Here is a 22,564-nt window from a genome sequence, read left to right as displayed (position 1 = left end):
TCGGGTACCCTTTGGAAGGCCATGGAGGCGTGCCAGAGCGGCCGAATGGGGCTCACTGCTAATGAGTTGTTCCCCTCAAAGGGAACCGGAGGTTCAAATCCTCTCGCCTCCGCCACGCAGGACCAGCTGGACAACTGAATATCGCAGGCGCCCGTAGCTCAACGGATAGAGCATCTGACTACGGATCAGAAGGTTAGGGGTTCGAATCCCTTCGGGCGCGCTCTCTTTGGTTGATTCATCCGTCACCGTCCACGTAGCACCATCGCCCCGCCCGCCGCTGGAAGCGGCTGCGTTCGCGCATTTCCTCGACCCGTCCCGCGGATTCGAACCGGGCGGTGAACGCCACCACCGCGTGCTCGTCGTCTTCGTGGAAGCTTTCGGTCACCTGCAGGCCGATCCAGGTGACCCCGGGATCGAGGACGAGATCGGGCGGCCGGGTCCGCGGGTGCCAGGTCCGGAACAGGTAATCGGCGTCGCCGTGGGCGTAGGCCGAGTACCTGGACCGCATCAATTCCTCGGCCGACCGGGCCTGCCGCTCACCGTGGTGTAGCGGCCCGCAGCACACCAGATAACCCTCGCCGCCGCCGCATGGACACGGCGGACCGAGCAGTTCGCTCACCCGTCCAAAGTAGTCAGCGCTGCCGGCCGCCGATATCTGATACCGGAATTACCTGTTCTGATGCCTGACGGACACCTAATATCCGACGAGTGTTCACTGACGACGCGCGCCGGGTGCCACTGTGGGCCCGGTGGACCCACAGTTGGGTCCCGGCCGTCGTCGCGGTGGGGGTATCGCTGCTGGTAGTCCTGCAGATCGTGGCCGGCACGGCTGGGTTCCAAGGGCCGTTGCACAGCTTGATCAGCGACTATGTCGCCACCCCGAAGTCGACGACGGTGTCGTGGGTCGGCCTGTGCATCGGCGTCGTCGGGGTGTCGTTGCGCTGCCGGATCTGGGCGCTGTCGCTGGCCGCGGGGCTCGACGTGGTGTTCGCCGCCGAACGTGCGGTGCGCGGCGCCGCGGTGACGTTCGGCAACGGCCCGATGATCGTGCTCACCGGGCTGGTCCTGGTGGCTTGGCAGCGCTGGACCGGCGCCCAGCGGGCGACCGCGCTGCGTGGGATCGCGCTGGGATTCCTGGTCATCATCGCGACCAAAGTCGGCGACACCTGGCTGCGCATCACGGCGATGGTCCGGCCGACCGTCCTCGACGAGTACGCCTACCTGGCCGATCACGCGCTCGGGCAACCGTCGTGGGTGATGGGCTGGCTGTTCGAGGCGAGCGGGCCGATCCTCACCGCCGTGCTGCACTGGGTCTACATCGAGTTGCCGCTGGCCGCGATGGTGGTCGTGGTCTACCAACTACGCCACGTGAACTCCGCGGGCTGGCCGCGGCACTTCCTGGTGCGAACGTTCCTGGTGCTCGGCCTGGTCGGGCCGTTGATCTACGTGTTGTTCCCGGTGGTCGGCCCGGAATTCGCGTTCAGCCCGGCCGGCCAGGGCTTTCAAGTGGGCGACTACTGGCCGCATGCACTGCCGCAGATCCGCACGCCGCGGGCGATCGCGTTCGACGACCTGACCGCACGCAACTGCATGCCGTCGATGCACACCAGTTGGGCGCTGGCGACCTTCATCCACTCCCGCCGCGGGCCGCGCTGGCTACGGTGGGGCGGCACCACCTGGCTGTTGGGGACCATCGCGGCCACGCTGGGCTTCGGCTATCACTACGGCGTGGACCTGGTGGCCGGTGCCGTGCTGTGCCTGACGGTGGAGTCGGCGATGCGTGCGCAGGGCAACCGTTGGTCGCGCACCGGGCTGGTGGCGTCCGGGTCGGCGCTGCTGGCGGCGCTGCTGTTGTGTTGCCGGTTCCTGGCGCCGGTGATGGCGCAGTATCCACTGGTGTTCGGCTCGCTGATCGGCGGGGCGACGGTGGCTTTCAGCGTCGGGTTCTACGCCGCTTTCTTTGCCGCCGGCGACGCAACCCGGTCAGGGCCGGGTTGCGATCATCCCCAGCGCACGTTCGAACAGGTGCACCGTCCCGGCGTGCAGCTGGTCGCCGACCGCCTTCTCGGCTTTGCCGGCACAGGCCCGCGCCAGCGTGCCCTCGATCACGATGCCGAGCTTGAAACACGCGAGCACCGTGTACCAGGTGAGGTGCGACAGGTCGCGGGTGGTGTTGGCGGCATAGCGCCGCACCAGGTCATCGGTGCTGGCCAAGCCGTCACTCTGGCCGAGGGCATGACCGAAAACCGATGAGCCGTCGTCCTGCTGCCAGGTGGCCAGCAGCCAGCCGAGGTCCAGCAGCGGGTCGCCGATCGTGGACATCTCCCAGTCGCAGATGGCCACCACGTCGGGGCCGGTGAGGGAGAACATCACGTTGGCGGCGTGATAGTCACCGTGCATGATGCCGGGCTGCCAGGTGGTCGGGCGGTTGGCTTCCAGCCAGCGGGCGACTTCGTCGATGCCCGGGATGTCCGGTCCCGGGTAGCCGTCGTATTCCTGGTAGGACGCCAATTCCGAAAGCCAGCGTGGCACTTGCCGTTCCAGAAAACCGTCCGGCTTGCCGAAATCCGCCAGCCCGGCGGCGACGTGGTCGACCGCGCCGAGCTTGGCCAGGGCATCCGCCATCGACAGGCCCATTCCGTAGCGCACCGCGGGATCCCCGGCGTGCAACGGCGGCAAACCCTCGCCGGCGTTGAAGCCCTCGATCGGCTCCATCAGGTAGAACACCGCGTCCCCCAGCACGCTGGTGTCCGCGCACGTCGCGATCAGGTGCGGATGGGGCACGTCCGAGCCGGCCAGCGCGGCAAGCACCCGGGTTTCGCGCAGAATCACGCTGTTGCTGCGGGCGCGCAGGTGCCTTGGGCCGCGGCGCAACACGTAGGACCGGCCTGACCTGGTGAAGCGCAGCATCACATTCTGGGTGCCGCCGGTGATCGGAACGACGTCGTGCAGCGGACCTTCACCCAACCCCTGATCTGTCATCCAGCGGCCGACGGCGGCCAAGTCGACGCCGCTCATGCGCCGGCCTGCGCAGTGCACCGGTTTGACACGTCCCGCTCCCTCTGCAGCCTGTCGATCGTCTGGCAAAAAGCGTAGGGGATGCTCGGCCCGCCACCCGAGGCGCAACCGGCTGGAACAATCGTCCTCGTGCCGCGCACCGACAATGACTCCTGGGATATCACCGAAAGTGTGGGCGCCACCGCCCTGGGCGTGGCTGCGGCGCGCGCCGCGGAAACCGAGAGCGCCGACCCGCTGATCCAGGACCCGTTCGCGCGGGTGTTCCTCGACGCGGCCGGCTCCGGAATGTGGAACGTCTATGCCGACCCGGCGGTGCTTTCCGGCGCGGTCGAGGTGGAACCCGAGGTGCTCGCCCGGGTGCGGCTGATGGTCGACTTCATGGCAACGCGCACCGCATTCTTCGACAAGTTCTTCCTGGGCGCGGCTGACGCCGGTGTTCGGCAGGTGGTGATTCTGGCGTCCGGCCTGGACTCCCGAGCGTGGCGGCTGGACTGGCCCGACGGCACCGTCGTGTACGAACTCGACTTGCCGCGGGTGCTCGACTTCAAGTCTGCCGCGCTGCGCGAGCACGGTGCGCAGCCCGCGGCGCAACTGGTGAGCATTGCCGTCGACCTGCGACAGGACTGGCCAAAAGCGTTGCGGGACGCCGGTTTCAACCCACAGCTGGCCACCGCGTGGTCGGCCGAGGGCCTGGTGCGTTACCTGCCCGCGCGGGCGCAGGATTTGTTGTTCGAACGCATCGATGTGCTGAGTCCGGCCGGCAGTCAGCTGGCGACGAACGTGCCCGGGCCGGGCTTCCTGGATCCGGACCTGGTACGACGCCAGCGCGCGGACATGGCGCAGATGCGCGCCACCGCGGCGCGGCTGGCCAACGTTGAAGTCAACGACAACGACGACCTGTGGTACGCCGAAGAGAGAACCGCCGTCGCCGACTGGCTGCGTGAGCGCGGCTGGGACGCGTCGGCGACCACCTTCGCCGAGCTGCTGGCCCGCTACGGTCGCAGCGTTCCGGACGATCTCGATCACTCGATTCCGCCGACGCTGTTCGTTGCAGCGTTGCGGCGGTGATGAATTCGCTACGTCGTCGGCCCGGCCTGTTCCAGATCTTTCTTGATCGCTGCGATCGCATCGACCGGGGTGAGGTTCTGGCCCTGGCTGTCCTGCCCCAGCTGCGGCCAGCCGGCGCCCTGCGGTCCGCGCAGCTGATCCCAGATCTCGCGCACCTTGGTCAGCAGTTCGGTCTGCTCCTCATCGCTGAGCGCCATCAGCGGTCCTCCGTTCGTCACGATGCCGCACGCGGCGGCAAATTGTTGCGGTGTCAGTCCATTCGCGGAATTCATGTCACACCGACCGAACGGCGGTGCGCCTTGCGGCAGGTTGGGGCTGTACCCCTGCCCGTCGGTGTATTGGTGTGCGACCTGCCCGGGAAGGTTGGGGTTGGATCCGTAGCCGGCAGCCACCACCCGTAGTCCGGCCGGTCGCACCTGCCACATGTTGTAGAAGTCGTAGGCGTTGGCATAGCCGATGATGCGGGCCGGCGAACCCGCGTAATCGGCCAGGTTCCAATACAACTGGTTGATCCAGCTCGAGCCGTCACCTGGCGGATTACCGCCCGATTCGACGTCCAGCATCAAAGCGACCCGCGGGTGCAACCCGCCCTCAGCTTCGATCATCGAGCGCACCGTGTCGGCGTTGGCCGACCAGTTCGGGCGTACATAGGTGTAGATGATCGCGAATGTCATTCGCCCACTGTCCAATGCCGCACGCACCCAGGCGTAATTGCGCGCGAAGTTGTGGTCCCGATAGGTGCCGTCGCAGACCCGGAACGACAACACCTGGTAGGGGTACGAGTCGTCCACCGGCACTTGATATTCCGAGACATCCGCGAACAACGTATCGGGCACGGTGCCGTTAACCTCCTTGGCCGCAATGGTTGTCGGGACATGTTACCGAGCAGTTCCTCCGCACCCCGCAGCCGGATTGTGCCTATCCGCAGACCGGTGCGCGCTATGCGGACGTGATCATGAGCTGGCTGGAATCTGGGAGCGATCCGTCGGTGCGTGTCCGTGCCAATTGGCTGCCTGAAATCGGCGTCACCGAATTACCTGGGCTGGCGACCGACGCGTGCTGTCTCGCGCGTCGAAAGGCGGGCTGCCAGGCGGCTTGCCGAGCAGTCCGGATAGTACTCCGCCACGCCGCCTTTTATGTTTAGACACAGGTCCAACGGGTAACGCTCATCACACAGAAATTGGTTTCGGGATCAATGGAGGAAATTATGGTGCGCGGTCGCGGAATTCTCGGTGCAATTGTGCTGGTGTGGCTGCTCATCGGAGTCCTCGCGGCCTGGCAGCGCGACTACTTCAAAGGCGAGGCCACCAGCTGTGCGTCAGCGGGAACCGTTGCGGTAACGGTGATTGCGGGTCCGCTGAATTACATGGGAGTAAATCCGAAAGTAACTGACTGCCGCACCCCGCGTTTACCGCAGCCGAGTGCGATGCAAGCAATTGACCACATCCCTTCTATGTAAAGGAATCATCATGATTGTCGTGGGCGCTATCTTGCTCATTCTGGGATTTGTCTTCAACGTGCATTTATTGGCGATGCTGGGCGTGGTGCTGTTGGTCATCGGTGCGGTGATGTGGGCCATGGGTTCGGTGGGCCGGCCGGTAGCCGGACGGCGCAACTGGTACTAATCAGTCATTTCCCGAAGGTCGCGTGATCGCTGGTGCGGTCACGCGACCGTCTTGTTTCACAGCCGACACACAGTGCGGCCATAGCGCCGCCCTAGTGGGTTGTGCGGATACTGGAAGCCGTGGCCTCCCCCCGAACTTCCACCGAGCGCGTGGTCATGTGCCGCGCCGACGGCCAACCGGTCAACGTGCTGGTGGTTGACGACGAACCTGTTCTCGCGGAGATGGTGTCGATGGCCCTGCGGTACGAGGGCTGGAATATCGCCACCGCAGGGGACGGCACGACCGCCCTCGCTACCGCTCGCACCGAACGTCCCGACGTCGTGGTCCTCGACGTGATGCTGCCCGACATGAGTGGCCTGGAAGTGCTGCGCAAGTTGCGCGAAGAGAATCCGCGCCTGCCGGTGCTGCTGCTGACGGCCAAGGACGCGGTGGAGGACAGAATCGCCGGATTGACCGCTGGCGGAGACGATTACGTCACCAAACCGTTCAGCATCGAGGAGGTGGTGCTGCGGCTGCGTGCGCTGCTGCGGCGCACCGGCGTCACCACGGTCGACAGCGGCGCCCAGCTGGTGGTGGGCGATCTCGTCCTTGACGAGGACAGCCACGAAGTGTCCCGCGCCGGCGAGCCGATCTCGTTGACATCCACCGAATTCGAGCTGCTGCGCTTCATGATGCGCAACGCCAAGCGGGTGTTGAGTAAGGCGCAGATCCTGGACCGCGTGTGGAGCTACGACTTTGGCGGTCGGTCCAACATCGTCGAGCTCTATATCTCCTATCTGCGCAAGAAAATCGACAATGGTCGCGAACCCATGATCCACACATTGCGCGGCGCGGGGTATGTCCTCAAGCCGGCGCGCTAGACGGCCCCGGGTCTGGTCGCTGCGGCTGCGGCTGTTGGTCGGACAGGTGGCTGTGCTGGCCATGGTGTGCGTCGGCATCACCGCGGCAACCGAACTCGCGTTACGGCACCACCTGCTGGCCCAACTCGACAGTCAGCTCAGCGGCACCTCCTACCGCTCCTCGCTGCTCTACCCCGAGCCGCCGCGCCGTCACGAACCCCGCTACGTCAAAACCGGGCCCGGACCCAGATTTCTCGACGCGCCGGGCCAGCCGGCCGGCATGGTCGCCGCCGCGGTCAGCGACGGCACCACGGTGGACGCCGGATACCTGACCAGCAGCGGTGCGCGGGCCGCGCTGTCCGCGACCGCGAAACACCAACTGGAACAGATTGCCGGTAGCCGCTCGCCGGTGACGCTGGACCTCGACGGACTGGGCCGCTACCGGGTGGTGGCGGCTCCGAGCCGAAACCGGGCCGACGTGATCGTCACCGGCCTGTCGATGGCCAACATCGATGCCACCGAACTACGGATGCTGGTCATCTTCGGCGTGCTCACTTTCGTTGCGCTGGTCGCCGCGACCACCGCCGGGGTGATGATCATCCGGCGGGCGCTGGCGCCGCTGCGACGGGTCGCGCAGACCGCGACCGAGGTCGTCGACCTGCCGCTGGACCGGGGCGAAGTCGAATTGCCGGTGCGGGTGCCCGAGCCCGACGCCAACCCGGACACCGAAGTCGGCCAGCTCGGGTCGGCGGTCAACCGCATGCTCGACCACATCTCCGCTGCACTGTCGACGCGGCAGGCCAGCGAGACCCGGGTGCGCCAGTTCGTTGCCGACGCCAGTCACGAACTGCGTACCCCGCTGGCCGCGATCCGTGGTTACACCGAGCTGGCGCAGCGGATGGGGGACGACCGCGAAGCGGTGGCGCACGCCATGAGCCGAGTCGCATCGGAGACCGAACGGATCACCCGCCTGGTGGAGGATCTGTTGCTGCTGGCGCGGCTGGACTCCGGCCGACCCCTGGAACGCGAACCGGTGGATCTGTCCCGGCTGGCCGTCGACGCGGTCAGCGACGCCCATATCGCCGGCCCGGATCACCAATGGGAACTGGATCTGCCGCCCGAACCGGTGGTGGTCATCGGCGACGAGGCGCGGTTGCACCAGGTACTGGCGAATTTGCTGGCCAACGCCCGCGTGCACACCGGCGCCGGCTCCGTCGTCACCACCCGGTTGAGCATTGAGCCGACGCACACGCTGCTGCAGGTGATCGACAACGGGCCCGGCATTCCGGCGGCGCAGCAGACCGAGGTGTTCGAGCGGTTCGTGCGCGGCGATACCTCGCGTTCCCGGAAGGGCGGCAGCACCGGGCTGGGCCTGGCGATCGTCTCCGCCGTCGTCAAAGCGCACAACGGGATGATCACCGTGCACAGCTCGCCCGGTCGTACCGAGTTCGCGGTGCGGTTGCCGGTTGATGGTCGGCAACCGCCCGCGTCCTCAGCTCAGCCCGTCAGCCCGAGCAGGTGACGTCGATTTCGAAGGACTTCTTGACCGGTGCCATGGGGTTGGCCATGTCCACTCCGGTGGCGGTGCCGCTGATCTTGTAGGCGTTGCCGTTCTTGGTGGCTTCGGCTTTGGCGTCCGGGGTGCCGGGGGCGTACCCGAGCGACACGCCGTTGACATTGCCGAGCGCAACCGACTTCACCTCAGGGGGATTGGCGTCGGAGAGGACCGCGCCGATGCCGGTCGCCGATCCGCCGATCGCGATGTTGACGGTGCCACCCGCCGTGGTGCACAGAGTTGTGCCGGTGACGTGCTGGTCCTGCCCGTCGATCAGCACCTTGGTCCCGGAGGCGCTGGCGCCTCCGCTGGCTGCAGCCGAACTGGAGGATCCACCACTCGATTTCGGCTTGTCATCCGAACACCCCGAAAGACCCGCGACCAGAATGGCCGCCCCCGCCACCGCGACCGTCAGTCCACGCTTCACCTGAGCTCCTTTGCTCGTCGTAGCGACCCTCGTGGTTGAAGACCGCTTCGGCAGTATGCGGCTTAACCGGAGCTGAGGTCTAGCAACTCAGGAAAATCGGCACTGCATGCGGGCTCTTCCGGTGGAATCGCACTAGTGGCAAGGTGGAGACGGTGGACCACAAACCCCCGACCGCAACCATTGAAGCGGCGCATGGCAAACATTCCCTACCATGGCACGACACAAGGGATTTCGACGACGCCGACCGCGGATTCATTGCCGCACTGTCACCGTGCGTGGTCAAAGCCGCCGACGGCCGGGTGGTGTGGGACAACGACGCCTATTCATTCCTGACCGACTCGGCACCGGTGTCGGTGCACCCCAGCCTGTGGCGCCAATCGACACTGGCCGCCAAACAGGGCCTTTACGAAGTGGTGCCGGGCATCTATCAGGTCCGCGGACTGGACATCTCCAACATCAGCTTCATCGAGGGCGACACCGGTGTCATCGTCATCGATCCGTTGATTTCTACCGAGACCGCCGCTGCGGCGCTGCAGCTGTACCGCACGCACCGTGGTGGGGACCGGCCCGTCGTCGCCGTGATCTACACCCACAGCCACGCCGACCACTTCGGCGGTGTACTCGGTGTCACCTCGCAGGCCGACGTGGACGCCGGCAAGGTGGCCATCCTGGCGCCCGAAGGCTTCACCGAACATGCCGTGCAGGAGAACGTGTACGCCGGTCCGGCGATGCTGCGTCGGGCGACGTATATGTACGGCGCGTTGTTGGACCGGGGTCCGCTGGGGCAGGTGGGGTGTGGTCTCGGACAGGTTGCCTCGACCGGCGAGGTGGCCCTGATCGTCCCGACGATCGATATCCGGACCACGGGGGAGACGCACACCATCGACGGGGTGCAGATCGAGTTCCAGATGGCGCCCGGCACCGAGGCGCCGGCCGAAATGCACTTCTATTTCCCGCAATTCCGTGCGCTGTGCATGGCCGAGAACGCCACCCACAACCTGCACAACCTGCTGACGCTGCGCGGGGCACTGGTCCGCGATCCACGCGCCTGGTCGGGGTATCTCACCGAAGCGATCGACACCTTCGCCGATCGCGCCGAGGTGGTGTTCGCCTCCCACCATTGGCCGACGTGGGGGCGGGAGCACATCATCGAGTTCCTGTCGCTGCAACGCGATCTGTACGCCTACCTGCACGACCAGACGTTGCGGTTGCTCAATCAGGGTTATACGGGCGTCGAGATCGCCGAGATATTCCAGCTGCCGCCGGCTTTGGAGCACGCTTGGCATGCGCGGGGCTACTACGGCTCGGTCAGCCACAACGTGAAGGCCGTCTACCAGCGCTACATGGGCTGGTTCGACGGCAACCCCGGCCGGCTGTGGCCACATCCGCCCGAGGCGCTGGGACCCCGCTACGTCGAGGCGCTCGGTGGCATCGACCGGGTGGTGGAACTGGCAAGGTCGGCCTTCGATTCCGGTGATTTTCGCTGGGCGGCAACGCTACTCGACCACGCGATGTTCACCGACGAGCAGCACGGGCCCGCGCGGGAGCTGTATGCGGACACGTTGGAACAGTTGGGCTACGGCGCGGAGAATGCGACATGGCGCAATTTCTTCCTCAGTGGCGCCACCGAATTGCGGGTCGGCAAATTCGGCACCGCCGGCCAGGTCACCTCGCCGACCCTGTTGTCTCAGTTGACGCCCGAGCAGGTCTTCGACGGCCTGGCCATCCGGGTGAACGGTCCGCGCAGCTGGGACCTCGATCTGTCCATCGACGTCACGTTCGCCGATTCGAACACGAATTATCGGCTGGCCCTGCGCAACGGGGTGCTGGTACATCGCCAGGTGTCCGCCGATCCCGCCTCTGCGAACGTTACGGTCAAGCTGGCCAATAAGATTCGACTGCTGCTGGTCGCGACCGGTGACTTCACGTCGCCGGGCCTGGAACTGTCCGGTGACCAGACGGCGCTGCAGTCGCTGATCGAGGTCCTCGATGCGCCCGACCCGAATTTCAATATCGTCACGCCGTAACAACGCTTGTCATCCTGCGCTGGTGGCGTGGGCTACTCGAACCTCACCGCCATAGCCGCAGGGTCAACGCCTAGTCGGCGACGTCGATGATCACCTTGCCCAGCACCTTGCGGTCGGCGACGTAGCGCAAGGCGGCCGCGGTATCGGCCAACGGGAACCGCGCGCCGATGTACGGACGAATCTTGCCGTCGGCGAACAACTTTGACAGCTCAGCGATGTCGCGCGCGCACTGCTGTGGGTAATCGTCGGCGAACGTGCGGATTTCCATGCCGCGGACCGTCACGTTTTTGAGCATCACCAGGTTGAGCGGAATGGCCGGGATGGAGCCTGCCGCGTAGCCGAGCGTGACGAACATGCCACCCCGGGCGAGACCGCGCAGGGCCGGCTCGGCATACGATCCCCCGACGGGATCGAGGACGACGCGCGCGTTGTCCCCGGTGAGTTCGCGGATACGCAGCTTGAGGTCCTCGTTGTCGTAGTCGACGGTGGCTTCGGCGCCGCGCTCCCGGCACAACGCCAGCTTCGCCGGACTCGACGCCGCCGCCAGCACGCGTGCCCCCATCGCCACCGCCAGATCGACAGCAGCCAGGCCCACCCCACCGGCCGCGCCGAGCACCACCACCCAATCACCTGTCGTCACCTCGGCCACCGAACGCAGTGCGTGATAGGCGGTGCGGTATGTCACGCCGAACGCCGCTGCGGAATCGAAGTCGACGCCATCGGGAATCGGTTCCGCAATAGCTTCTTCCAGCAACGCCAGTTCGGCGAACGCTCCGAACGTCGTGCCGAACACCCGTTGTCCCGGACGCGATGCCGCACCGGGGCCGGCCGCTACCACTTCGCCGGCAATCTCGTTGCCCGGTATGAACGGTGGCGGGATTTTGATCTGGTATTTGCCGGCGACGAACAGCACGTCCGGAAAGTTCACCGCCGCCGAGTGCACCCGCACCAACAGCTGACCAGGCGCCGGAACCGGGTCCGGCATGTCGGACAGCACCAGGTCTTCGGGCGGGCCGTACGCGCGGCAGACGATCGCGCGCATCAACCGACCCCGAGCCCGCGCAGGCAGAACCGCGAAAGGTGCTGTATGTCCGCATGGCCCGGCCGGTCGCAGGATCCCACGTACCGCCGCATCATCGCCACCGTGCAACCGTAGACGGCCTCGACGTCGCGATCGACGTCGGCGCTGCCCAGCGCGGTGACCGGTTCGACGAGCAGGTCGCGCAGTGGCCGCATCAGCTCCTGGTCGGCGACGTGCCAGCTGGACAGCTGCCCGGTGACCGCGCGACTCATGCTGATCAGGTGCGGATCGGCGACCTGGGCCAGGGTCCCCTCGATCCAACGGGTCACTTTGTCCTGTGGGCGCAATTCCTTGGCCATCTGATGGTCGAGATAGGAGACCACCAGCCCCACCCCACGCTCCATCACGGCCAGGATCAGATCGTCCTTCCCGGCAAAGTAGCGGTAGAACGCCTTGTTCGACGAGCCCGCTTCGGCCACGATGTCGCTGACGCGGGGCGGATCCGGTGCGACGCGTTCCATCACCCGCACTGCGGCGGCCAGGATGCGCTCCACTTCCTCGGTGGCGCCGCGTTGCCGGTCGTCGAGAGCGCGTTCGACGGCCGCCACGGCTCTGGTGTTCACGGCGAATCGGGCAGCGCGGGAACGCGATCGATCAGGTCGGCGTACTTCTTCAGCGCGGCCTCGCGGCGCACGTGCAGCATCTCGCTGGGCCACTCACCGTCTTCGGCGTCGTAGCCTTTGAGCAGCATCCGCGCCAGGTTCACCTTGTGCGCCTCGGTGGGTCCGTCGGCCAGGCCGAGTGCGATCCCACCGAGCAACGCGTTCACCAGCGGCAGCTGGTCACTGAGTCCCAGTGCGCCGTGTACCTGAATGGCGCGCAGCGCAATGGACTTCAGTACCTGCGAGGCCAGGATCTTGCAGGCCGCGATCTCGGCGCGGGCGGCCCGCTCGTCCCCGGTGTCGATCAACCACGCCGCGTGCAGGACGGTCAGTCGGAACGGGATCAACTCGGTGTAGGAGTCGGCGACGAACTCCTGAACCAGTTGTTTGTCGGCGAGCAGACTGCCTTGGGTGAAGCGGCTTTTCGCGCGGCGCGACATCATCTCGACCGCGCGGTGGGCAACGCCGAGCGACCGCATCGCATGGTGCAGCCGACCACCGGCCAGCCGGGTTTGCAGGATCAGGAAGCCTTGTCCGGCCTCGCCCAGCAGCGCCTCCGGCCCGACCCGCACGTCGTCGTAACGGACCAGGGAATGCCCCGGCTCGTGCGGGTCCGATCCGACCAGGTGGTGGTTGGCCTCGATGGTCAGTCCCGGGGTGCCGGCCGGGATCAAGAAGGTCGACGCACCGTGGTGGACCGGCACATCGGGGTCGGTGACGGCGACGACGATGAAGAACGATGCCACCGATGCGTTGGAGGAGAAGAACTTTCGTCCGGTGATCACCCAGTCTTCGCCGTCACGCACCGCCCGTGTGGTGAACACCCGCGGATCGGCGCCGCCTTGCGGCTCGGTCATGGAGAAACAGGAGAAGATCTCCCCGGACAGCAGACCCTGCAGGTAGCGGTCCTTCTGTTCGGGGGTGCCGAAGCGCGCGATGATTTCGGCGTTGCCGGTGTCGGGCGCCTGGGTGCCGAAAATGATCGGCGCCCAGGGGCTGCGTCCGAGGATCTCGTTGATCAACGTCAGCTTGACGGCGCCAAAGCCCTGGCCGCCCAGCTCCGGCCCCAGATGCGGGGCCCACAACCCCTGGTCGCGAACCTGCTGCTTGAGCGGATCGACGATCCGGCGCCGCTCCTCGTTGAGTGGCAGGAATTCGCAGCCCGGGAACAACACTTCCAGCGGTTCGACTTCGTCGCGGACGAAGTCGCGCACCCAGTGCAGCTTCTGCTCGAATTCCGGTTCGGTGGAAAAGTCCCACGACATACGAATCTTCCTCTCGTTAGGGGATGCCGCCGTCGGCCCGCACGATCGAGCCGGTGGTGAAACTCGACGCGTCGGAGGCCAGAAACAGTGCGGCACCGACGATTTCAGTCGGATCGCCGGCACGTTTGAGGGAAAGGTGCTCGAACGGGTTGCGCGTCGCCTGATCCAGATTCCACGCCTTGCTGACGTCGGTCAGGAACGGCCCGGCCATCAGTGTGTTGACCCGCACCGACGGGCCGAACGCCTTCGCCAGCGCCTCGGTCATCGCGTTGAGCCCGGCTTTGGCGCAGGCGTACGGAACGATGTCGGGTGTCGGACGCAACGACCCGGCGGTGCTCACATTGATGATCGAACCACTGCCCACAGCCACCATCCGTTCCCCTACCAGTGCTGAAAGGCGAAACGGCCCTTTGAGATTGAGGTTGATCACCGAGTCGAACAGTTTCTCGGTGACATCGGTGAGCTTGTCGTACAGGGGCGACATGCCGGCGTTGTTGATCAGCGTGTCGACCTTGCCGAAAGCGTCGTACGTCGCCTCGACGAGCCCGTCGAGTTGGTCCCAGCGGCCCACGTGCACCTGGTAGGGCAGGGCGGTGCGACCGGTCTGGGACTCGATATCTTTGGCGACAGCCACACAGTTGTCCATGTTGCGACTGGCGATCACCACGTCGGCGCCGCATCGCGCCGCGCCGAAGGCCATCTCGCGGCCCAGGCCACGGCTGCCGCCGGTGATCAGCACTACCCGATCGGTCAGGTCGAAAAGCTGTTCGGCGTAACTCATTTCACCTCCCGCTCGACCGCGCCAGCTCTGCCGCGGTGGCGATGAGCTGGGGGATCATCGCCCCGAACGCGTCTTTGATCTTCGGATCGACTTTTCCGGTCCGCACCCCGGCCGCATATGTCTTTTCCAGCACGATGCCCAGCTTCCAGTTCGCCAGTACCAGGTAGTAGTCGATGTTCTCGGTGGACAATCCGCTGATCGACTCGTAGTGCTGCAAGAGCTCACTGCGGGTCGGCATGCCCCGCATATCCAGATAGAAGCCGTCCGAACGGGGTTGCTCACCGTCGTAGCCGAGCAATGCCCAGGCCAGGTCCAGCAACGGGTCACCGACCGTGGTCATCTCCCAGTCCACGATCGCGGCCAGCCGGGCCGGCTCTCCGTGCGCGAACATCACGTTGGCGAATTGATAGTCACCGTGCATGATGCCGGCCGGGTAATGCGCGGGTCGATTGCGGCGCAACCACTCCGACGCTTCGTCCAGGCCCGGCAAGTCGCGCACCTTGTAGGCGTCGAGAAAGCTCAGCCACCGGTCGACCTGCCGCTCGTGGAAACCGTCCGGGCGGCCGAAACCGTCCAGACCCTGCGCGCGCCAGTCCACCCGTCCGAGCCGTGCGGCGCCCTCGACCAGTTGGAACGCCAGTTCACGCCGGGCAGTCAGGTCGTGGTCGAACGGCGCCGGCCAGCCGCCGTCCATCGGGCTCCACCCGTCGATCGCGCGCATCAGGTAGAACGGCATGCCGAGCACCGATCCGGTCTCGTCGGCGGCGATCAGTTCCGCGTGCGGCACGTCGGTGCCGTTCAGCGCGCGCACCAACCGGATCTCGCGCAACAGTCCGTCGATACGCGCGGCGTCGGCGCGCGGGCCGGGCATGCGCAGCACCATGCGCTCGGGACCGCGCTGCACCAGGTACAGGGTGTTCTGCGAGCCACCGCCCAGCTGCTCCAGCACCGGTTCCACCCCATGGCCGGGCGCCTGATTCGTATCGAGCCAACGACCCAGCACGCCGGTGTCCAATTCAGTTCTGCTCGCCGTCACCGCACACCCCAATCTCCGTAGGGAGAATAGCATTCTCCGCGCTGCACCGAAGCGGCCAGTGCCATCGTGTAAGGGTTGAGCCATGCAACTGCTCCTGGTCCGGCACGCGTTGCCGCTGCGTAGCGATCACGGCGAAGGTTCTGATCCGGAGTTGTCCGAGACCGGATTTCAGCAGGTGGCACGGCTGCCGGAGGCGCTCGCCCGATTTCCGATCGCCAGGGTGGTGAGCAGTCCGCAGCGCCGCGCGATCCAGACCGCCGATCCCGTCGCGCAGGCCCGCGAGCTGAAGGTCGATATCGACGACCGGTTGGCTGAGTATGACCGCGACCTGCAGTCCTACATTCCGGTCGAGCAGATTCGTACCGAGTTCCCCGACGAGTGGGCGCGCATGTCCCAGGGCCACCTGCCCAGTGGCGTCGACGAGGACGCGTTTCGCGCCCGGGTCCGGTCGGCAATCGACGATCTGGTCGCTGCGGCCGACCCGGAGGAGACCGTCGCGGCGTTCAGCCACGGCGGCGTGATCAACGTGGTGCTGCACGAGGTGCTGGGCACGGCTCGGTTGTTGTCGTTCCCGATCGATTACGCCTCGGTGAGCCGGCTGTTGTTCTCCCGGACCGGCCAGGCGACCGTCGCGGCGGTCAACGGCACCGAGCACGTGTGGGATTTGCTGCCGCGGAATCAGCGGTGGTGATACGACGATGCAGGCTGGGTGCGGCCTGCGGAGGAGTGAACCAATAGGCAATGGTGAGGCGTGGTAAACAAGTTCGGTGACTTCGGTGGACCGCCTCGACGGCTTGGACCTGGCCGCGCTGGACGGGTATCTGTGTTCGCTCGGCATCGCACGCGACGGTGAGCTGCGTGGCGAGTTCATCTCCGGTGGACGTTCCAATCTGACCTTCCGCGTCTACGACGACGCGACGAGCTGGCTGGTGCGGCGCCCGCCGCTGCACGGGCTGACCCCCTCCGCGCACGACATGAACCGCGAGTTCAAGGTGGTGGCCGCGCTGCAGGACACCCCGGTGCCGGTGGCGCGCACGATCGGGCTGTGTCAGGACGAGTCGGTGCTGGGCGCACCCTTTCAGGTCGTGGAATTCGTTGCCGGGCAGGTGGTGCGGCGGCGCACCCAACTCGAGTCGCTCGGCCGCCGCGCCATCGACGGGTGCGTCGACGCGCTGATCCGGGTCCTGGTCGACCTGCACAACGTCGACCCGGCCTCAGTCGGGTTGGGCGACTTCGGAAAACCGAACGGTTACCTGGAACGCCAAGTGCGACGGTGGGGTTCGCAGTGGGAGTTGGTCCGGCTGCCCGACGACCGCCGCGACGGCGACGTCTCGCGGCTGCATTCGGCTCTGCAGCAAGCTATCCCGCAGCAGAGTCGGACCTCGATCGTGCACGGCGACTACCGGATTGACAACAACATCCTGGACGCCGACGATCCCACCATCGTTCGGGCGGTGGTGGACTGGGAGCTGTCGACGCTGGGCGATCCGATCAGCGACGCCGCCCTGATGTGCGTCTACCGCGACCCCGCGCTGGACCTGATCATCGACACGCAGGCGGCGTGGACGTCGCCATTGTTGCCCACCGCCGACGAACTGGCCGACCGGTATTCACTGGTCTCCGGGCGTTCGCTGGGACCGTGGGAGTTCTACATGGCGCTGGCCTACTTCAAGCTGGCCATCATCGCCGCCGGTATCGATTTCCGGCGGCGGATGTCTGAGCAGGCCGACGGCCGGGACAGTGTCGACGACGCACCCGAAGTGGTGGCGCCGCTTATCTCTCGCGGACTGGCGGAGATCGCCCGGCTGAGTTAGCGGATGCCGGCGGTCAGGTTTTTCTTGGCCGCGCGGCGCAACTGCAAGATGCGCGCGGTGCCGACGGCCACCGTGAGCAGTCCGCCAGCGACAGCCGCCAGCAGCAGGGCCACCCCCTTGGGCAGGCTCCAATGCCAGCCAAGGAAGGTAAACGACGCGGGCTCGATGTTCTGGGTGACGAAGATCAGCAACAGGATCAGGACCAGGAAGCCCATGAATAGCGACGTCCACAGAGCGCCGGCGCGGGTGAACCGGGAGGCACTGTCCTTGGGTAGCGGACGGGATCGCTCTTCCGGGGTTAGCGCCGGCGGCTCACCGGGCGCCTTCTTGTCGAAGGGCGCCGAGCCGGGAGGGTTGCTGCTCATGTCTACATCTTTCTCCCCTTCCACGCGGATTGAAACCAAACCACGCGGGAAAACTTGGATAGTGTCGGCACGGTGAGACTGCTGCGCCGCGTAGCACTTGTCGCGGCAGTGCTGTGCCTGGTCGCTGCCTGCAGCAATCCGGACCCCTTCGGGTCGGGTGCGGGCGGCCCGACGTCTATCGTAGTGGGGTCCGGCGATTTCCCCGAGTCCGAGATCGTTGCTGAGATCTATGCGCAAGCGTTGCAGGCCAATGGTTTTCAGGTCGGACGGCGGATGGGTATCGGCAGTCGCGAGACATACATCCCGGCCCTGAAGGACCATTCCGTGGACCTGGTGCCGGAGTACGTCGGCAATCTGCTGCTCTATATCGAGCCAAACTCCAAGGCGACGGTCCTGGACGCCGTCGAATTAGAGCTGTACCGACGCCTGCCCGGGGACCTGTCGATCCTCGCCCCGGCGCCGGCCTCCGACACCGACTCTGTCACCGTCACCGCTGCGACCGCGGCGAAGTGGCACCTCAAAACCATCGCAGATCTGGCCGCGCATTCCGCCGAGGTGCGGTTCGCGGCGCCGTCGGCATTCGCCACCCGCCCGGCCGGACTGCCGGGACTGAAGCAGAAATACGGACTCGACATCAGCGCAGGCAATTTCGTGACCATCAACGACGGTGGCGGTCCGGTGACGGTGCGTGCCCTGGTCGAGGGCACCGTGACGGCCGCCAACATCTTCAGCACCTCCCCGGCCGTGCTGCAGGATCATCTGGTGGTGCTCGAGGATCCCGAGCACAACTTTCTGGCTGGCAACATTGTGCCGCTGGTGAATTCGCGGCAGAAGTCCGACCGGCTCAAGAACATCCTGGATGCGGTGTCGGCCAAGCTCACCACCCAGGGCATCGCCCAGCTCAACGCAGCCGTATCCGGCAACGGCGGCGTCGACCCGGATCAAGCAGCACGAAATTGGCTGAAGGACAACGGCTTCGATCACCCCATCGGCAGCCGATGATCAGATTCGACGATGTCAGCAAGCAATTCGCCGGTGGCACCACTGCCGTCGACCGGTTGACCCTGGACGTGCCTGTCGGCAAGCTCACCGTCTTCGTCGGTTCGTCGGGCTGCGGCAAGACCACGGCGCTGCGCATGATCAACCGGATGATCGAGCCCACTTCGGGCACCATCACCGTGGACGGTGCCGACGTGTCGGCGGTCAACCCGGTGCAGTTGCGCCGCGGGATCGGCTATGTCATCCAGAACGCGGGTTTGTTGCCCCATCAGCGGGTGATCGACAACGTCGCGACGGTGCCGGTGCTCAACGGGCAGTCGCGCAAGGCCGCCCGCGCCGCCGCCTACGAGGTGCTCGAACGCGTCGGTCTGAATCCCCAACTCGCGAACCGGTATCCGGCCCAGCTTTCCGGCGGGGAACAGCAGCGCGTCGGGGTGGCGCGCGCCCTGGCCGCCGACCCGCCGATCCTGTTGATGGACGAGCCGTTTTCTGCCGTCGACCCGGTGGTGCGGCACACCCTGCAGGACGAAATACTGCGGCTGCAAGGCGAATTGCGCAAGACCATCGTCTTCGTCACACACGACATCGAGGAGGCGCTGCGGCTGGCCGACCGGGTCGCGGTGTTCGGCTCCGGTGGCGTGCTGCAGCAGTATGCCGAGCCGGCGCAGTTGCTCGCACGGCCGGCCAACGAGTTCGTCTCGAAATTCATCGGCACCGGCCGGGGGTACCGCTGGCTGCAACTCCTGGACGCGACCGGGCTGCCCGTGCATGACATCGCACTGATCACCACCGGCGAGCTGGCCCGTGCCGAACCGCCGAACGGCTGGGTCCTGGTCGTCGACGACGGGACACCGAAGGGTTGGCTCGACGCCGACGGATTGCGCCGGCACCGCGACGGGCTACCGCTGGCCCACGCCATGACGTCGGTCGGGTCGGTGTTTCACCGCGGCGGCGATCTCAGCCAGGCGCTGGATGCGGCGCTGTCCTCGCCGGCGTCGGTAGGTGTCACCGTCGATGAGGCACGCCGGGTGATCGGCGGCGTCCTGGCCACCGATGTGCTGGCCGCGGCCGAAGCGCTCCGGCGGGTCTGATGCATTACCTGCTGACGCACTTGGACTCCGCGTTGGCGCTCACCGTGATCCACTTGCGACTGTCGCTGGTCCCGGTGCTGATCGGGCTGGCGATCGCGGTGCCGCTGGGGTTGGCGGTGCAGCGCGCCCCGATTCCGCGGCGGTTGACCACCGCGGCGGCCAGCGTGATTTTCACCGTCCCGTCCCTGGCGCTGTTCGTGGTGCTGCCGTTGATCATCGGCACCCGAATTCTCGACGAGACCAACGTGATGGTCGCGCTGAGTGCGTACACCACCGCGCTGATGGTGCGCGCCGTGCTCGAGGCGCTCGACGCGGTGCCGGGCCCGGTGCGCGACGCGGCGATCGCAGTCGGCTATGCGCCGATCGCCCGGTTGGTGAAAGTTGAACTGCCGCTGTCTATCCCGGTCCTGGTGGCCGGTTTGCGGGTGGTGGTGGCGACCAATATCGCGATGGTGTCGGTGGGTTCGGTGATCGGCATCGGCGGTCTGGGCACGTGGTTCACGGCTGGATTCCAGACCAACAAGAGCGATCAGATCGTGGCCGGCATCATCGCAATGTTCGTGCTGGCGGTGGTCGTCGACGCGCTGATCGCCGTGAGCGGCCGGTTGCTCACCCCGTGGGAGCGGGATCGTCGCATCACCGGGCCGATCGTGGGTGGTGCCCGGTGAACTTCATCGGACAGGCCTGGTCGTTCCTGACGACGGCCGGCAACTGGGCCGGCCCCACCGGGGTGGCCGCCCGCATCGGTGAGCACCTCGAGTACACCGCCCTGGCGGTGGCGGCATCGGCGGTCCTCGCCATCCCGGTCGGGCTGATCATCGGGCACACCGGCCGCGGGCAGGTGCTGATCGTGGGTGCGGTCAACGGGTTACGGGCGCTGCCGACGCTGGGCGTACTGCTGCTGGGTGTACTGATGTTCGGTCTGGGGCTGGGGCCACCGATCGTCGCGCTGATGCTGCTGGGCATCCCGTCGCTGCTGGCCGGTACCTATGCCGGCATCGCCAGCGTCGACCCGCTGGTGGTCGATGCCGCTCGCGCGATGGGCATGACCGAATCGCAGGTGCTGCTGCGCGTCGAGGTACCCAATGCCCTGCCGCTGATCCTGGGCGGACTGCGCAACGCCACCCTGCAGGTGGTGGCGACCGCGACGGTCGCGGCGTACGCGAGCCTGGGGGGACTGGGCCGTTATCTGATCGACGGGATCCAGGAGCGGCAATATCACACGGCGTTGGTCGGTGCGGTGCTGGTGGCTGCGCTGGCGTTGTTCCTGGACGGCCTGCTGGCGGTCGCGGCATGGGCCTCCGCCCCGGGCAGCGGGCGGCTGAGCAGGCCCACCGACCGAATTGACACCGCAGTTGGTGACAAACGTGTCGCGGCTCCCCCGGAGGTCCTACGGTAGAAGGGTGAACGCAGCCCCTTCGGAACCTTCGCGCGCTTTGACGGCGATGTTGACCTGGCGTGCCCAGGATTGTTCGCGCATGGAATCAGTACGAATTCAGTTGTCCGGCAAGCGAATCAAAGCCAATGGCCGCATTGTGGCCGCGGCTACCGAAACCAGTCCGGCGTTCGGTGCGTACTACGAATTGCAGACCGACGAGTCGGGGGCCACCAAACGGCTCGGGCTCACCGTCACGCTGGCCGAGCGGGAGCGCCAGCTCGCCATCGCACGTGACGAAGAGAACATGTGGTTGGTGACCGACCATCAGGGCGAGAAGCGGGCCGGTTACAACGGCGCCCTCGACGTCGACCTGGTGTTCAGTCCGTTCTTCAACGCGCTGCCGATCCGCCGTCTCGGCATCCACCAGAACGCGGAAGTGATCGCGTTGCCGATGGTCTATGTCAACGTGCCGGACATGTCGGTTGACGCGGCGACCGTGAGCTACGCCAGCGAGGGCCGACTGGACGGCATCAAACTTCGGTCGCCGGTGGCCAACACCACAGTGACCGTTGACGCCGACGGGTTCATTGTGGACTATCCAGGGTTGGCAGAGCGGATCTGATCACGCCACCGGCTCGGCCGGCCGCGGCCAGCTGCTGACGCCAGTTCTCTTCGCCGACGACGACGGCGACGATGTCGGAGCGCGGGAAGCTCTCGTAGCGGGTGCGCGCGGCGTGACCCTGGTTGACCAGGTCGGCGACCGAGCCGTTGACTGCCAGCGAGTCGCGGGCGCGGCCGAGCAACTCGATGATCCGGCTCGTCGCCGGCACCAATTGGCTGGTGTTGGCCTCGCACATGGCGCGCACCAGGTCCGGGGCGGTGCCCGCGACCCGGGTCGCATCCCGGAACGAGCCCGCTGCCAGCGCGAAAGCCAACGGCACTTCGGCCGCGGTGACGGCCAGCGCCTCGGCAAGTAGGTGCGGCAGATGCGAGATGGCGGCGGCGGCGGCGTCGTGCTCGTCGGACTTGGCGGGCACCACTACCGCGCCGCAGTCCAGGGCGAGGGTCAGCACCGTCGACCAGATCGCGGGGTCGACGTGGTCGTCCACACTGATCACCCACGGCGCCCGGTTGAACAGCCCGCCGTGTCCGGCGGCCCATCCCGAGTGCGCGGTACCGGTCATCGGGTGCCCGCCGACGAACCGGTCCGACAGGCCGGCTTTGGCTACTTCGTCGAGCACCGCGGTCTTGACGCTGGTGACGTCGGTCAACGGGCAGTCGGGGGCCAGCGCCTTGATATGGGCGAGCATGCTCGGCAGCGCGGGCATCGGGACGGCCAGCACGATCAGCGCATTGCTGTCCGCTGCGCGCCTCAACACGTCGCCGAGGTCGGTGCTGGCATCGAATCCGTCGGCGCGAGCGCCCGCGGCGCTCGCCACGGACCTGTTGTAACCAAAGACCTCGCGGCCCGCGCCCGCGGCGGCCCGCACAATCGACCCCCCGATCAGACCCAGGCCGAGTACACAAACCGGTGTCCCACTCACAGTCCAAGGTTGGCACAACCGCCCGACCGGGCTTCGTCTGGCCAGGGAG

The 22,564-nt window shown here is 66.5% G+C and carries 24 protein-coding genes, 2 tRNA genes and 1 pseudogene; 16 read left to right on the top strand and 11 right to left on the bottom strand.

The window, feature by feature from the left end; translation table 11 throughout:
* The first annotated feature begins 23 nt into the window (after window positions 1–23).
* Window positions 24–115, top strand: a tRNA-Ser gene (locus tag ACZYZ9_RS10200).
* Between the two features lie 32 nt (window positions 116–147).
* Window positions 148–220, top strand: a tRNA-Arg gene (locus ACZYZ9_RS10195).
* Window positions 221–235: 15 nt separating this feature from the next.
* Here ACZYZ9_RS10195 and ACZYZ9_RS10190 read toward each other — a convergent pair.
* A complete protein-coding gene (locus tag ACZYZ9_RS10190; protein WP_463826145.1) occupies window positions 236–619 on the bottom strand; it encodes a YchJ family protein in 384 nt (127 codons plus the stop codon).
* 89 nt (window positions 620–708) lie between these two features.
* On the opposite strand from ACZYZ9_RS10190, the pseudogene ACZYZ9_RS10185 reads away from it, so the two are divergent.
* Window positions 709–1,749: pseudogene (locus ACZYZ9_RS10185) on the top strand (DUF5933 domain-containing protein); the annotation flags it as partial.
* Between the two features lie 234 nt (window positions 1,750–1,983).
* Here ACZYZ9_RS10185 and ACZYZ9_RS10180 read toward each other — a convergent pair.
* Window positions 1,984–3,018, bottom strand: a complete 1,035-nt coding sequence (locus tag ACZYZ9_RS10180) for a phosphotransferase family protein (protein WP_463826144.1) — start codon at window positions 3,016–3,018, stop codon at window positions 1,984–1,986.
* Window positions 3,019–3,147: 129 nt separating this feature from the next.
* On the opposite strand from ACZYZ9_RS10180, the gene ACZYZ9_RS10175 reads away from it, so the two are divergent.
* On the top strand, window positions 3,148–4,086 hold the full coding sequence (locus tag ACZYZ9_RS10175; RefSeq protein ID WP_463826143.1) for a class I SAM-dependent methyltransferase: 939 nt from the start codon (window positions 3,148–3,150) through the stop codon (window positions 4,084–4,086).
* A gap of 8 nt (window positions 4,087–4,094) precedes the next feature.
* Here the strand turns inward: ACZYZ9_RS10175 and ACZYZ9_RS10170 are convergent, their stop codons facing one another.
* Window positions 4,095–4,922, bottom strand: a complete 828-nt coding sequence (locus tag ACZYZ9_RS10170; RefSeq protein WP_463826142.1) for a hypothetical protein — start codon at window positions 4,920–4,922, stop codon at window positions 4,095–4,097.
* A 359-nt stretch (window positions 4,923–5,281) separates the two neighbouring features.
* On the opposite strand from ACZYZ9_RS10170, the gene ACZYZ9_RS10165 reads away from it, so the two are divergent.
* The 4 genes from ACZYZ9_RS10165 to ACZYZ9_RS10150 all read left to right on the top strand — a co-directional run bounded on the left by ACZYZ9_RS10165 (window position 5,282) and on the right by ACZYZ9_RS10150 (window position 8,072).
* Window positions 5,282–5,545 carry a hypothetical protein gene (locus ACZYZ9_RS10165; RefSeq protein WP_463826141.1) on the top strand — a complete coding sequence of 88 codons (264 nt, stop codon included), beginning with the start codon at window positions 5,282–5,284 and terminating at the stop codon, window positions 5,543–5,545.
* Window positions 5,546–5,555: 10 nt separating this feature from the next.
* A complete protein-coding gene (locus ACZYZ9_RS10160) occupies window positions 5,556–5,711 on the top strand; it encodes a DUF6131 family protein (RefSeq protein WP_463826140.1) in 156 nt (51 codons plus the stop codon).
* A 155-nt stretch (window positions 5,712–5,866) separates the two neighbouring features.
* Entirely contained in the window at window positions 5,867–6,571 is a 705-nt protein-coding gene (locus ACZYZ9_RS10155; protein WP_463826420.1) for a response regulator transcription factor, read from the top strand.
* Entirely contained in the window at window positions 6,549–8,072 is a 1,524-nt protein-coding gene (locus ACZYZ9_RS10150) for a sensor histidine kinase (protein ID WP_463826139.1), read from the top strand. Before ACZYZ9_RS10155 ends, ACZYZ9_RS10150 begins: the two co-directional genes overlap by 23 nt.
* Here ACZYZ9_RS10150 and ACZYZ9_RS10145 read toward each other — a convergent pair.
* The gene (locus ACZYZ9_RS10145; RefSeq protein WP_463826138.1) at window positions 8,056–8,532 is read right to left on the bottom strand and encodes a lipoprotein LpqH; all 477 of its coding nucleotides are present in this window, start codon (window positions 8,530–8,532) and stop codon (window positions 8,056–8,058) included. The genes ACZYZ9_RS10150 and ACZYZ9_RS10145 overlap by 17 nt on opposite strands.
* 152 nt (window positions 8,533–8,684) lie before the next feature.
* On the opposite strand from ACZYZ9_RS10145, the gene ACZYZ9_RS10140 reads away from it, so the two are divergent.
* On the top strand, window positions 8,685–10,559 hold the full coding sequence (locus tag ACZYZ9_RS10140) for an alkyl/aryl-sulfatase (protein WP_463826137.1): 1,875 nt from the start codon (window positions 8,685–8,687) through the stop codon (window positions 10,557–10,559).
* Between the two features lie 70 nt (window positions 10,560–10,629).
* On the opposite strand, the gene ACZYZ9_RS10135 is transcribed toward ACZYZ9_RS10140, so the two are convergent.
* The 5 genes from ACZYZ9_RS10135 to ACZYZ9_RS10115 are packed head-to-tail and all read right to left on the bottom strand — an operon-like array spanning window position 10,630 to window position 15,357.
* A complete protein-coding gene (locus tag ACZYZ9_RS10135; protein WP_463826136.1) occupies window positions 10,630–11,601 on the bottom strand; it encodes an NADPH:quinone oxidoreductase family protein in 972 nt (323 codons plus the stop codon).
* Window positions 11,601–12,203, bottom strand: coding sequence for a TetR/AcrR family transcriptional regulator (locus ACZYZ9_RS10130; protein WP_463826135.1), 603 nt, complete (start codon window positions 12,201–12,203; stop codon window positions 11,601–11,603). The genes ACZYZ9_RS10135 and ACZYZ9_RS10130 overlap by 1 nt, the downstream gene beginning before the upstream one ends.
* A complete protein-coding gene (locus ACZYZ9_RS10125; RefSeq protein WP_463826134.1) occupies window positions 12,200–13,507 on the bottom strand; it encodes an acyl-CoA dehydrogenase family protein in 1,308 nt (435 codons plus the stop codon). Before ACZYZ9_RS10125 ends, ACZYZ9_RS10130 begins: the two co-directional genes overlap by 4 nt.
* A 16-nt stretch (window positions 13,508–13,523) precedes the next feature.
* Window positions 13,524–14,288: an SDR family NAD(P)-dependent oxidoreductase gene (locus ACZYZ9_RS10120; protein WP_463826133.1), complete on the bottom strand. Its 765-nt coding sequence runs from the start codon at window positions 14,286–14,288 to the stop codon at window positions 13,524–13,526.
* Window position 14,289: 1 nt separating this feature from the next.
* The gene (locus ACZYZ9_RS10115; RefSeq protein WP_463826132.1) at window positions 14,290–15,357 is read right to left on the bottom strand and encodes a phosphotransferase family protein; all 1,068 of its coding nucleotides are present in this window, start codon (window positions 15,355–15,357) and stop codon (window positions 14,290–14,292) included.
* A gap of 49 nt (window positions 15,358–15,406) precedes the next feature.
* On the opposite strand from ACZYZ9_RS10115, the gene ACZYZ9_RS10110 reads away from it, so the two are divergent.
* Both ACZYZ9_RS10110 and ACZYZ9_RS10105 read left to right on the top strand, forming a co-directional pair.
* On the top strand, window positions 15,407–16,015 hold the full coding sequence (locus ACZYZ9_RS10110) for a histidine phosphatase family protein (protein WP_463826131.1): 609 nt from the start codon (window positions 15,407–15,409) through the stop codon (window positions 16,013–16,015).
* 76 nt (window positions 16,016–16,091) lie between these two features.
* Window positions 16,092–17,138: a phosphotransferase family protein gene (locus tag ACZYZ9_RS10105; protein ID WP_463826130.1), complete on the top strand. Its 1,047-nt coding sequence runs from the start codon at window positions 16,092–16,094 to the stop codon at window positions 17,136–17,138.
* Here ACZYZ9_RS10105 and ACZYZ9_RS10100 read toward each other — a convergent pair.
* Window positions 17,135–17,503 carry a LapA family protein gene (locus tag ACZYZ9_RS10100; RefSeq protein WP_463826129.1) on the bottom strand — a complete coding sequence of 123 codons (369 nt, stop codon included), beginning with the start codon at window positions 17,501–17,503 and terminating at the stop codon, window positions 17,135–17,137. The two genes, ACZYZ9_RS10105 and ACZYZ9_RS10100, sit on opposite strands and share 4 nt — an antisense overlap.
* A gap of 72 nt (window positions 17,504–17,575) precedes the next feature.
* Here ACZYZ9_RS10100 and ACZYZ9_RS10095 point away from each other — a divergent pair, with 72 nt between their 5' ends.
* Genes ACZYZ9_RS10095 through ACZYZ9_RS10075 form a run of 5 tightly spaced genes read left to right on the top strand, consistent with a single transcriptional unit; the run spans window position 17,576 to window position 21,593 of the window.
* The gene (locus ACZYZ9_RS10095; RefSeq protein WP_463826128.1) at window positions 17,576–18,505 is read left to right on the top strand and encodes an ABC transporter substrate-binding protein; all 930 of its coding nucleotides are present in this window, start codon (window positions 17,576–17,578) and stop codon (window positions 18,503–18,505) included.
* Entirely contained in the window at window positions 18,502–19,593 is a 1,092-nt protein-coding gene (locus ACZYZ9_RS10090) for an ABC transporter ATP-binding protein (RefSeq protein ID WP_463826127.1), read from the top strand. Before ACZYZ9_RS10095 ends, ACZYZ9_RS10090 begins: the two co-directional genes overlap by 4 nt.
* A complete protein-coding gene (locus ACZYZ9_RS10085) occupies window positions 19,593–20,261 on the top strand; it encodes an ABC transporter permease (protein ID WP_463826126.1) in 669 nt (222 codons plus the stop codon). The genes ACZYZ9_RS10090 and ACZYZ9_RS10085 overlap by 1 nt, the downstream gene beginning before the upstream one ends.
* Window positions 20,258–20,992, top strand: coding sequence for an ABC transporter permease (locus tag ACZYZ9_RS10080; RefSeq protein ID WP_463826125.1), 735 nt, complete (start codon window positions 20,258–20,260; stop codon window positions 20,990–20,992). The genes ACZYZ9_RS10085 and ACZYZ9_RS10080 overlap by 4 nt, the downstream gene beginning before the upstream one ends.
* A 46-nt stretch (window positions 20,993–21,038) precedes the next feature.
* Entirely contained in the window at window positions 21,039–21,593 is a 555-nt protein-coding gene (locus ACZYZ9_RS10075; RefSeq protein ID WP_463826419.1) for a putative glycolipid-binding domain-containing protein, read from the top strand.
* Here ACZYZ9_RS10075 and ACZYZ9_RS10070 read toward each other — a convergent pair.
* Window positions 21,556–22,515 (bottom strand): prephenate dehydrogenase, encoded by a 960-nt coding sequence (locus tag ACZYZ9_RS10070; RefSeq protein WP_463826124.1) that lies wholly within the window; start codon window positions 22,513–22,515, stop codon window positions 21,556–21,558. The two genes, ACZYZ9_RS10075 and ACZYZ9_RS10070, sit on opposite strands and share 38 nt — an antisense overlap.
* Between the last annotated feature and the right edge of the window lie 49 nt (window positions 22,516–22,564).

The organism is Mycobacterium sp. IDUB_28 (assembly GCF_055419285.1).
The sequence above is the reverse complement of the archived record's forward strand: the minus strand, read 5'-3'. Positions and strand labels throughout refer to the sequence as shown.

Excerpts from the sequence above, each read along its gene's own strand:
- ACZYZ9_RS10155 (WP_463826420.1), top strand. The coding sequence starts at position 5,867 with ATGTGCCGCGCCGACGGCCAACCGGTCAACGTGCTGGTGGTTGACGAC.
- ACZYZ9_RS10120 (WP_463826133.1), bottom strand. The coding sequence starts at position 14,288 with ATGAGTTACGCCGAACAGCTTTTCGACCTGACCGATCGGGTAGTGCTG.
- ACZYZ9_RS10135 (WP_463826136.1), bottom strand. The coding sequence starts at position 11,601 with ATGCGCGCGATCGTCTGCCGCGCGTACGGCCCGCCCGAAGACCTGGTG.
- ACZYZ9_RS10150 (WP_463826139.1), top strand. The coding sequence starts at position 6,549 with ATGTCCTCAAGCCGGCGCGCTAGACGGCCCCGGGTCTGGTCGCTGCGG.
- ACZYZ9_RS10085 (WP_463826126.1), top strand. The coding sequence starts at position 19,593 with ATGCATTACCTGCTGACGCACTTGGACTCCGCGTTGGCGCTCACCGTG.
- ACZYZ9_RS10090 (WP_463826127.1), top strand. The coding sequence starts at position 18,502 with ATGATCAGATTCGACGATGTCAGCAAGCAATTCGCCGGTGGCACCACT.
- ACZYZ9_RS10160 (WP_463826140.1), top strand. The coding sequence starts at position 5,556 with ATGATTGTCGTGGGCGCTATCTTGCTCATTCTGGGATTTGTCTTCAAC.
- ACZYZ9_RS10110 (WP_463826131.1), top strand. The coding sequence starts at position 15,407 with ATGCAACTGCTCCTGGTCCGGCACGCGTTGCCGCTGCGTAGCGATCAC.
- ACZYZ9_RS10075 (WP_463826419.1), top strand. The coding sequence starts at position 21,039 with ATGTTGACCTGGCGTGCCCAGGATTGTTCGCGCATGGAATCAGTACGA.
- ACZYZ9_RS10165 (WP_463826141.1), top strand. The coding sequence starts at position 5,282 with ATGGAGGAAATTATGGTGCGCGGTCGCGGAATTCTCGGTGCAATTGTG.
- ACZYZ9_RS10125 (WP_463826134.1), bottom strand. The coding sequence starts at position 13,507 with ATGTCGTGGGACTTTTCCACCGAACCGGAATTCGAGCAGAAGCTGCAC.
- ACZYZ9_RS10180 (WP_463826144.1), bottom strand. The coding sequence starts at position 3,018 with ATGAGCGGCGTCGACTTGGCCGCCGTCGGCCGCTGGATGACAGATCAG.
- ACZYZ9_RS10115 (WP_463826132.1), bottom strand. The coding sequence starts at position 15,357 with ATGCTATTCTCCCTACGGAGATTGGGGTGTGCGGTGACGGCGAGCAGA.
- ACZYZ9_RS10100 (WP_463826129.1), bottom strand. The coding sequence starts at position 17,503 with ATGAGCAGCAACCCTCCCGGCTCGGCGCCCTTCGACAAGAAGGCGCCC.